Here is an 8819-nt window from a genome sequence, read left to right on the forward strand (position 1 = left end):
GTGCAGTGCCTTCAGATCGATCGCAGGTTCCGCTGTCGCCTGCTCGCCGCCGAACACGTCGGCCGCTCGGCTGAGCAACTGGTTCTCCCCCAAGAAAGCCGCTGAGTGCGTGCGGCGGGTCTTCTGCTCATCTTTGCTCCAATCTTCACAGGCGAGATCCTCGCCTTCAGGAGCAGTTTCCACACTTATCGAGCTGTTCAGATTTCCGGGGCTAGTTCTTCGCGCGCTTGTCCCACGCATTGGTGCAACGACTAAGCCTACATTGCCGCGAGGTCTTATCTGACGAACGGCCGAGCAGGTCGCCAGACGTCCTGAGCGGGCCCCAGATAGAGATGAGGAAGAAAAAACGAATAGGCGTAAATCCAGCGTTTTGACCGCGAAGAATCATCCGCTAACAGCATCTTTGGCTTGACCAGCCATCTTAGGGACCCGAGCAGCCTGAACATGAACACTACCTCGCCACAAAATCCCGAAAACTCAAGCAGTGACCCGCTCCCCTGGGGCCATGGCCCCTACAGCACCAAGCGTTTTGGAACAAGCCTAACCAACTGCGACAGCGAACCGGTGCAGTCGCCTGGGTGCATACAATCGCACGGAGCGCTCATCACGTGCAGACTTGCAGATCTGTGCATTCTTCAGGTGAGCGAAAACTCCGCGCAATTTCTCGGCCTGGCCCCTGGAGAACTGCTCAGCCAGCCATTGACAACATTGTTAGCGCCAGGACATCTGCAGACCCTGCAGCGCATGTTGATCGACGAAGGCCTGGAGGCAAACCCCCTGTACGCCTTCTCGGTGGCGGCAAGCAGCAACGCTTCAGCGCTTGATGTTTGTGTACACACCATGGCCGACGTCTTGTATCTGGAGTTTGAAGCCACCGGACGTAGCGAAAGCCCTGCAATCCACCCCCAAGGCGATTTCTTCACCCTGGTCAGGGCAGCGGTTCGCCGTATGCAACGCAGCACCGGCCTGCTGCCTTTTTGCCAGCAGATCGCTACTGAAGTGCGCGCCATAACCGGGCTGGACCGGGTAATGGTGTACCGGTTTCATGCCGACAACCACGGCGAGGTCGTTGCGGAAAGCATGCAAGACGGCCTGGACCCATGGCTTGGCCTGCATTACCCAGAAGCCGACATTCCCCAGCCGGCGCGTGATATCTACAAACGCATCTGGATCAGGCCGGTGCCCCATGCGGCCGGCCCTGTGGTCGAGATGGTGCCGCTTGCCAACCCTGATACCGGCCAGCCGCTGACCATGACACATTGTGCGCTGCGGGGCGCATCGATCATGTACACCGAATACCTCGCCAACTTAGGTGTTGGCGCGTCGCTGACCATGCCGATCTTGATTGAGGGCGTTCTGTGGGGCCTGATTGCCTGCCACCACAAAACGTCGACTGTTTTTCCGCACCAGTTGCGCGCCGCCTGCGAGGTACTGGCCCAGGTTGCCTCCCTGCAACTCAAGTCTACCGACCACATTGAGCAGCTGGCCTATCAGTTGAAGGTTGAGACTGTTCACCAGCAGCTGGTTTCCAAGGCCGCAAAAGAAGGCGATTTGCTGGCCTTGTCCGACCGCCAGCCCTCGCTGCTCGATGCAATGGACGCCGAGGGTGCGGCGCTGTACCACATGGACCGCTGGTGGCTCGCTGGCAAGACGCCCGACGAAGCGCAGCTCAGTGCGCTGGCAGAGTGGGTAAACCTCAGACCCGAGATGGGCTCGCACACACGCCCGGTGTTTGAAACCGACCGCCTGCCTTCGCTGTACCCGGACGGCGCGGCCATTGCGCCGGTTGCCAGCGGCTTGATCGCCGTGCAGGTTTCCCGAGTCCGTCAGGACCTCATCATGTGGTTCAGGCCAGAGATCAGGCAAACCGTCAAATGGGCTGGCAACCCTAACGACAAGCCACTAGTACCAGGCCCGCACGGAATGCGTCTGACGCCGCGCCGCTCGTTCGAACTGTTCATAGAGTCCATACACGAGCGGTCGCTGCCCTGGAGCAGCATGGAAGTTGATTCGGCCCTGCGCTTGCGCCTGCTGGTGATGGACCTTGCGGTGTCAGCCAATCTGGGCTTGGAAGCTCTCAACATTGACCTCACCAGCAGCAACGAGGAGCTAGACTCGTTTGCCTACGTGGCATCGCATGATCTGAAGGAGCCCCTAAGAGGCATCCACCGCTATGCGCACCAGATGCTAGAGAGCACGCAGCCCATCTCCAGTGACAACCGCAATCGCATGGACGCCCTGATGCGCCTGGTGCTTCGCATGGACAGCCTGCTCGACTCGCTGATGCATTTTTCCCGCGTGGGCAGAACCAACCTGGAGTTTGAGCAGGTGGATCTCAACAAGGTCGTGGCCGACGCCCTTGAAATGGTGGGCGTGCGCGCCAACGACCACCTCTGCACCGTCGGTTTTACGCGGCCACTGCCCACTGCACTGTGCGACATGGTGCGGGTGCGCGAGATATTCACCAACCTGATCAGCAACGCCCTCAAATACAACCGTAACGCCAAGCCGCATATTGAAATCGGCTTCATACGCCCGGATGAGTCGGGTCGACTGGCCAAAATGCCGCCAGAAGCGCACGCAGAGACGGTTTACTTCTTGCGAGACGACGGTATCGGCATCGAAGAACGCCATTTCGAGCAGATTTTTCGTATGTTTAAGCGGCTTCACGGACAGCAAGACTTTGGCGGCGGCGTGGGCGCAGGCCTGACAGTGGTGAAAAAAGTGGTCAAGCGGCACGGAGGCACGGTATGGCTGGAATCCACACTCGGGGAAGGCAGCACTTTTTACTTCACGCTTCCGTGCGCCACACCCAGTAACCGGGCCGACCCACTTCGATCAACCGGCAATGATCTCCCTGCGGCAGTTTGGCCCAACCTATCATGAGCCGCACCCAGCCTGTGATCGTGATGGAAGACAACGACGGGGACTTCGAAACAGCGGTTGAGGCGATCGAGCGAGCAGGCGTTTACAACCAGATCCTCCGCGCTGTTTCGGGCAGCGACTGCCTGCGCCTGCTGCGCGAAATATGCGCTAGCCACGGTGCATTGCCAGCGTTCGTACTGATGGACCTGAACACACCCAGCACCGATGGCCGCGACGCCCTGAGCGAGATGCATATGGACGACGAGCTTCATGCCGTTCCAGTCGTTGTGCTGAGCACATCATCCAATCCAAAGGACGTCGATTATTGCTATCGCAAGGGGGCACGCGCGTATCACATCAAGCCGGTCAACCACGCTGCGCACCGAGCCATGTTGCAGACGATTTTTAGTTACTGGATGACCAGTACCGTACTGCCTAGCGAGAGAAACCTGAGAACGCCATGAGCAACGTTCGTCGAATGCTACTTGTTGACGACAGTCCAGATGATTTGGCACATTTACGGCAGATGCTGTTGTGCGGGTCTGCCCGCCACTATGAATTCACCGAAGTCGGGATGGGCGACGCAGCTCTTCGGCAGGTAGCGCAGCAGCAAGAAAAGTTGTCCTGTGCCACTTGCGAGTGCAGCGGCCACGCCGGGTCCGCAAGGTCGGCGCATGTTTGTGCGGCGCCCTACGCCCGCCCGTTTGACTGCATCCTTCTCGACTTCAACCTGCCGGACATGAACGCGCTGGAAGTGCTGGCCATTTTGTGTGGCGGGACGGATTTGCCGCCCTGCCCGGTAATTGTCATCACTGGCTGGAACGGAATCGAGAGCTTTGACGGATACAAGCTCATTCAGGCTGGCGCGCAAGACTTCATTAGCAAAAGCTGGACCACATCAGAAAGCCTGACCAGGGCTGTTGAAAACTCGATGGAACGTTTCGAGCTTCAAACCCAGCGCCAGGCAACAGAGGCAAAACTGGGTGACTCGGAAGAACGCTACCGAACTCTGTTTAACTCCATGTCGGACTGCCTGTGCTTGCTCGAAAACGTTCAAGTCGCGGCTGGCGAACCGCTAGATTTTCGCTACATCGCGCTCAATCCCGCCTTCTCCGCCCAGTCTTTGATGCTCGGCGTGCTGGGGCAAACCATTAGCCAAACCAAGCCTGACGAGCCCGCCGAGTGGCTCGCCTACTATGAGCAGGTACGCACCACCGGCACACCCTTCAGGCAGGAGCGCTACCTGAGCGCTCAAGACCGGGTGCTGGATGTTCATGTTTTTTGCATGGGCGTAGCAAACAGCCGGAAAATTGCGGTCTCGTTCAGGGACATTACCGAGCGCAAGCACGCCGAGCGCCAGCTGGCAGAGCAAACCCAGGCCCTTGCCGAGCTGGACCGCCGCAAGGACGAGTTTCTCGCGATGCTGAGCCACGAGCTGCGTAACCCTCTGGCATCGCTGTGCAACGCGGTGCAGCTGTTGCGGCGCAGGAGTGACCAAGACCCGGTGCAGCAGCAGGCGCACGCCATCATTGAGCGTCAGGCAGGCCAGCTCAACCACTTGATTGACGAGCTGCTGGAGATCTCTCGCTTCACGACCGGCCGCGTCCACCTTAGGCGGGAGCAGGTGGCGCTGGGCAGCATCGTTGCCCGTGCACTGCAAACGACGCAGCCGCTGATTTCCCATTGTAGGCACGCGCTGGCAGTCACCGTACCCAGCCAGCCGATCTGGCTGTATGCCGATGCCGTGCGTCTGGAGCAAGTTGTGGTCAACCTCCTCACGAATGCCGCCAAGTACACAGACCAGGGCGGCCAAATTAGCCTTGATGTGCAGCAAGTAGGTGACTTTGCTGTCCTCCGCATCGCCGACAACGGGATTGGCATTGCTCCCGAGCTGCTGCCCCGCATTTTTGAACTCTTTATACAGGCCGAACGCTCGCTGGACCGTTCACAGGGCGGCCTGGGCATTGGCCTGTGCCTGGTGCAGCGGCTGGTCGATCTGCACGGCGGCAGCGTCAGCGCCCGCAGCACCGTTGGGCAGGGCAGCGAGTTTGTGGTGCGCCTGCCGGCCATGCAGACGGCGTCCCCGCCAAAGTCCACGATGGCGGACACGACGCCGTCCACAGCTGACCCGGCAGCGCACAGCTCCAAAGCCCTACGCATATTGGTGGTCGATGACAACATCGATGGCGCCCAAAGCATGATGGCTCTTCTGCAAATGTCTGATCACGAGGTTGAACTGGCCTTCGACGGGCCGTCCGCGCTGGTAGCGGCCCGCGCCTGGCGACCCGACGTGGTGATACTCGACATTGGCTTGCCCGGACTCAACGGCTATGAAGTCGCCAAGCGCCTGCGTAAGGACGCCGAATTCGGCCAGGCCATACTGATCGCGGTGACCGGCTACGGACACGAAAGCGACCGGCAGAACTCCCGCGACGCCGGGTTCGACCACCACCTGACCAAGCCCACCGACTATGCAGAGCTTGAAAAATTGATCAAATTGGCCGCTAGTCGAGAGCGAGGTTAAGCCTCCGGTGCTGCACGATTGAATCGGCCCTAACGCGGGGAAATATGGCTATCAGCGGCAGTCTGGATGCCACGCCCAAGGCTACGGGTACGGGCAATGCCGATGCCGATGCCGATGCCGATGCCGATGCCGATGCCGTCAATAATGCTGGTAGCACTGTCGGCGCCGGTTGAACTTTGACCCACCGGGGGTGCGGCGGATTTCTTGGACTACCTTTGGAGGTAGTTCATGTATTCATACGAAGATCGCGTACGGGTCGTCGAGCTCTACGTCAAGCTGGGCAAGCGCACCGGCGCGACGATCCACCAGTTGGGCTACCCGACGAAGAACTCATTGAAAAGCTGGTATGAGGAGTACGAGGGGCGTCTCGGCCTGTCGTCTGGCTACGTGCGCTCAAACCCGAAGTATTCCAAAAATCAGAAGCAGAAGGCTGTCGAGCACTACGCCGAGCACGGGCGCTGCATCGCTTCCACAATCAAGGCGTTGGGCTATCCGGGCCGAGATTCGCTGCGTGCCTGGATTGGTGAGTTCCAACCCGACTCCCGGCAGCACGTTGTCGGCAGAGCCGTCAGTGCGCCTCGGCTACGACCCATCGCAAAGGCAGACCTGAATGGCGCAGATCGAAGAACTCGAAATGGGCGCGCACCGCGCGCAACTCACCGCCAACCTGCAAGGCCTGGTCGAGAAGTACCGGTCGATCTTTGAACGGGACGTACCCGAGGTCGATGAAACCCTGTCGAGGCAACTGATTCCCAGGGCACTGCGTCAGGCGCTTGATGACATCGATGCCGGTTCGGAGTAAGCGTCCAGTTAACCCACCTTGAGTTCGGTCGTTGAGACATAGACCGTGGTGTCCATCTAAAGTTGGCTGGACATCATCAATGGACGTCAATCCGAAGCAACGGCGCCGTCACAGCGCAGAGTTCAAGGCGCAGGTCCTTGCTGCCTGCAGAGAGCCAAGGGCATCAGTTGCGGCAGTTGCACTGTCCTACAAGTTGAACGACAACCTGGTGCACCAATGGCGTCGCGGACGCGGGGCGAGTCCGGTCTCAACGTTAACGTCAACGTCAACGTCAACGACGGTTGCCGAGTCGGCGCCCCAGTTCATCGCACTGTCCTTGCCCCCGCCGGCACTGCCACCTTCAGCACCGCCCTCGGCGCCGGCGCCAGCAGTTGCTTGTGTCGCTGTCGCTGCCGAGGCCATCCACCTCGAGTTCAAACGCGGCGTGCTCGGTGTGAGCGTGACCTGGCCGGTCTCGGCAGCAGCGGACTGCGCAGCGTGGCTGCGCGAGGTGTTGCGATGATCCGCATCGATGCGCTGTGGCTGTGCACGAAGCCCGTGGACATGCGCGCTGGCGCCGAGCGCCTGCTCGCGCATGTGGTCCATGCTCTGGGCAGCGCGAACGCGCATCACGGCTACCTGTTTGCCAATGCACGGGCCACACGCATCAAGATGATCGTGCACGACGGCTTCGGGGTCTGGTGCGCTGCAAGACGGTTGAACGTCGGTCACTTCGTGTGGCTACGCGAGATTGATGTGGTCAGGCCGATCGCACTGACGCAAGCGCAGTTCGATGCGCTCGTGGTCGGGCTGCCCTGGCAGCGCCTGCCCGAGATGAGCACGATCACCCGGCTCTGACGCTGAGCCCGCGGCGGGTGCTTTGACAGCGCATCCCCCAGTGGCGATAGGCCGCTGGAATCGGCATGATTGATACATGCAAGCGTTGCACGATCTGAAGGACGAAGACCTGCAAGGTCTGGCGCCCGAGGCCATCGCCGCACTCGCGCAGCAGATGCTTCAACGCCTGCGCCAGCAGGACAACGAGATCAGGTTCAAGGACGCCAAGATCGAGAAGATCACGTTCCAGCTCGCACGGCTGAAGGCATGGAAGTTCGGCGCCAAGACCGAGGCGATGAGCGCCGAGCAGCGCCGTCGCTTCGAGGAGACGCTGGCCGAGGATGAAGCCAGTTTGCAGGCGCAACTGGAGCAAGCCAGGGGCGAAGCACCGACGCCGTCCAAGGACGACGCGAACACCAAGCGCAAGCCACGTCGTCGACTACTGCCTGATCATCTTCGCCGGGTTGAACACCATCATGAACCGAAGAACACGAGCTGCCCGAGCCCGATGTGCGGCAAGCCGATGGTGCGTGTGGGCGAGGACATCAGCGAGAAGCTGGACATCGTGCCGGCAGAGTTCTTCGTGCACCGCCACATCTACGGCAAGTGGGCATGCCGCTGCTGCGAGTGCCTGGTGCAAGAGGCCGTTGCGCCGCAGATCATCGACGGCGGCATGCCGGCGGCCGGCTTGATCGCGCACACGATGGTCAGCCACTTCGTGGACCATCTGCCGTACTACCGGATGGAGTCCATCAACGCACGCTCGAACGTGCACACGCCGCGCTCCACGCTGGCGAGTTGGTCCGGGCAAGGCGGCGCAGCCCTCATACCGCTGTACGACGCGCACAAACGCTTCGTGCTGTCGGCGCAGGTGCTGCATGCCGACGAGACGCCGGTGGCCATGCTCGATCCGGGGCGGGGCAAGACCAAACGGGCCTATATCTGGGCCTACGCACGCGGCGCCTTCGATCCGGTGCGCGGTGTGATCTATGACTTCTGCGTCGGGCGGGGTGCGCAGTACCCCGTGGCCTTCCTCGGCCCGAATGATGACGGGCACGGCGCAACGGCGTGGCGCCGCACATTGGTGCGCGATGAATACGCCGTCTATGACAAGGTGATGGCCGCCCAGTCCGGACGCATTCCTGCCGGATGTCTTGCGCACGCCAGACGCAAGTTCGACGAGCTGCTGCGCGACGGGGGCAGGAGCGCGGTCGCCGATGAGGCGTTGCGACGCATCGCGCAGATCTACCGGCTCGAGCGTGAGCTGGCCGCCTTGACGACCGAAGAGCGACTGGCCAGAAGGCAAACGGACGCCCGGCCGCTGTGGGAAAAGCTGCATGCCTGGCTGCGTCTTGAGCGAAGCCGTGTGCCTGACGGCAGTTCGACGGCCAAGGCGCTGAACTACAGCCTGAACGCCTGGACAGCGCTCACGCAGAACCTGCTGGATGGCGACGTCAACGTGGACAACAACCATTGCGAGAACTAGATCCGTCCGTGGGCTCTCGGAAGGCGAGCCTGGTTGTTCGCCGGCAGCGAACTGGCGGGTCAACGGGCTGCGGTCGTGGTGAGCCTGGTGCAGTCGGCCAAGTTGCATGGCCACGATCCGTGGGCCTACCTGAAGGACGTGCTCACGCGACTGCCGACACATCTGAACAGCCGCACAGACGAGTTGCTTCCGCACCTCTGGCAGCCCGCAAACTGATCAACACATCGCTTAACGGGCTTCGCTAATTGCCTGTTGGCGCCGACCGAGAATTGACCCACTTATGAGGGTTGTGCCGATCTCAAAGTGACCCGGGTGTTCAGCCTACC

At 60.8% G+C, this 8819-nt stretch carries 10 protein-coding genes and 1 pseudogene; 10 read left to right on the forward strand and 1 reads right to left on the reverse strand.

The window, feature by feature from the left end; genetic code table 11:
- Positions 1-183, reverse strand: a 183-nt coding sequence (locus tag QN413_RS26515; RefSeq protein ID WP_416352255.1) for a hypothetical protein, incomplete at its 3' end; no start/stop codon positions are given.
- A gap of 261 nt (positions 184-444) precedes the next feature.
- Between QN413_RS26515 and QN413_RS26520 the strand changes: the two genes are divergently transcribed.
- The 10 genes and pseudogenes from QN413_RS26520 to QN413_RS26565 all read left to right on the forward strand — a co-directional run bounded on the left by QN413_RS26520 (position 445) and on the right by QN413_RS26565 (position 8709).
- Positions 445-2886 (forward strand): ATP-binding protein, encoded by a 2442-nt coding sequence (locus QN413_RS26520; RefSeq protein WP_323499563.1) that lies wholly within the window; start codon positions 445-447, stop codon positions 2884-2886.
- On the forward strand, positions 2883-3329 hold the full coding sequence (locus QN413_RS26525) for a response regulator (RefSeq protein ID WP_323499564.1): 447 nt from the start codon (positions 2883-2885) through the stop codon (positions 3327-3329). Before QN413_RS26520 ends, QN413_RS26525 begins: the two co-directional genes overlap by 4 nt.
- On the forward strand, positions 3326-5389 hold the full coding sequence (locus QN413_RS26530) for a response regulator (protein WP_323499565.1): 2064 nt from the start codon (positions 3326-3328) through the stop codon (positions 5387-5389). Before QN413_RS26525 ends, QN413_RS26530 begins: the two co-directional genes overlap by 4 nt.
- 44 nt (positions 5390-5433) lie before the next feature.
- The gene (locus tag QN413_RS26535) at positions 5434-5562 is read left to right on the forward strand and encodes a hypothetical protein (protein WP_323499566.1); all 129 of its coding nucleotides are present in this window, start codon (positions 5434-5436) and stop codon (positions 5560-5562) included.
- A gap of 55 nt (positions 5563-5617) precedes the next feature.
- Positions 5618-5956 (forward strand): annotated as a pseudogene (locus QN413_RS26540) (IS3 family transposase); the annotation flags it as partial.
- Between the two features lie 43 nt (positions 5957-5999).
- Positions 6000-6191 (forward strand): hypothetical protein, encoded by a 192-nt coding sequence (locus tag QN413_RS26545; RefSeq protein ID WP_323499567.1) that lies wholly within the window; start codon positions 6000-6002, stop codon positions 6189-6191.
- A 79-nt stretch (positions 6192-6270) separates the two neighbouring features.
- Positions 6271-6693: an IS66-like element accessory protein TnpA gene (tnpA, locus tag QN413_RS26550; RefSeq protein ID WP_323499568.1), complete on the forward strand. Its 423-nt coding sequence runs from the start codon at positions 6271-6273 to the stop codon at positions 6691-6693.
- A complete protein-coding gene (tnpB, locus tag QN413_RS26555; protein WP_323499569.1) occupies positions 6690-7028 on the forward strand; it encodes an IS66 family insertion sequence element accessory protein TnpB in 339 nt (112 codons plus the stop codon). The genes tnpA and tnpB overlap by 4 nt, the downstream gene beginning before the upstream one ends.
- Positions 7029-7104: 76 nt before the next feature.
- On the forward strand, positions 7105-8493 hold the full coding sequence (gene tnpC / locus QN413_RS26560; RefSeq protein ID WP_323499570.1) for an IS66 family transposase: 1389 nt from the start codon (positions 7105-7107) through the stop codon (positions 8491-8493).
- A 33-nt stretch (positions 8494-8526) separates the two neighbouring features.
- Positions 8527-8709 carry a transposase domain-containing protein gene (locus QN413_RS26565; protein ID WP_323499571.1) on the forward strand — a complete coding sequence of 61 codons (183 nt, stop codon included), beginning with the start codon at positions 8527-8529 and terminating at the stop codon, positions 8707-8709.
- Positions 8710-8819 lie beyond the last annotated feature (110 nt).

This window comes from Variovorax sp. LG9.2, assembly GCF_035018885.1.
In the GTDB taxonomy this organism is placed as follows: Bacteria; Pseudomonadota; Gammaproteobacteria; order Burkholderiales; family Burkholderiaceae_C; genus Variovorax.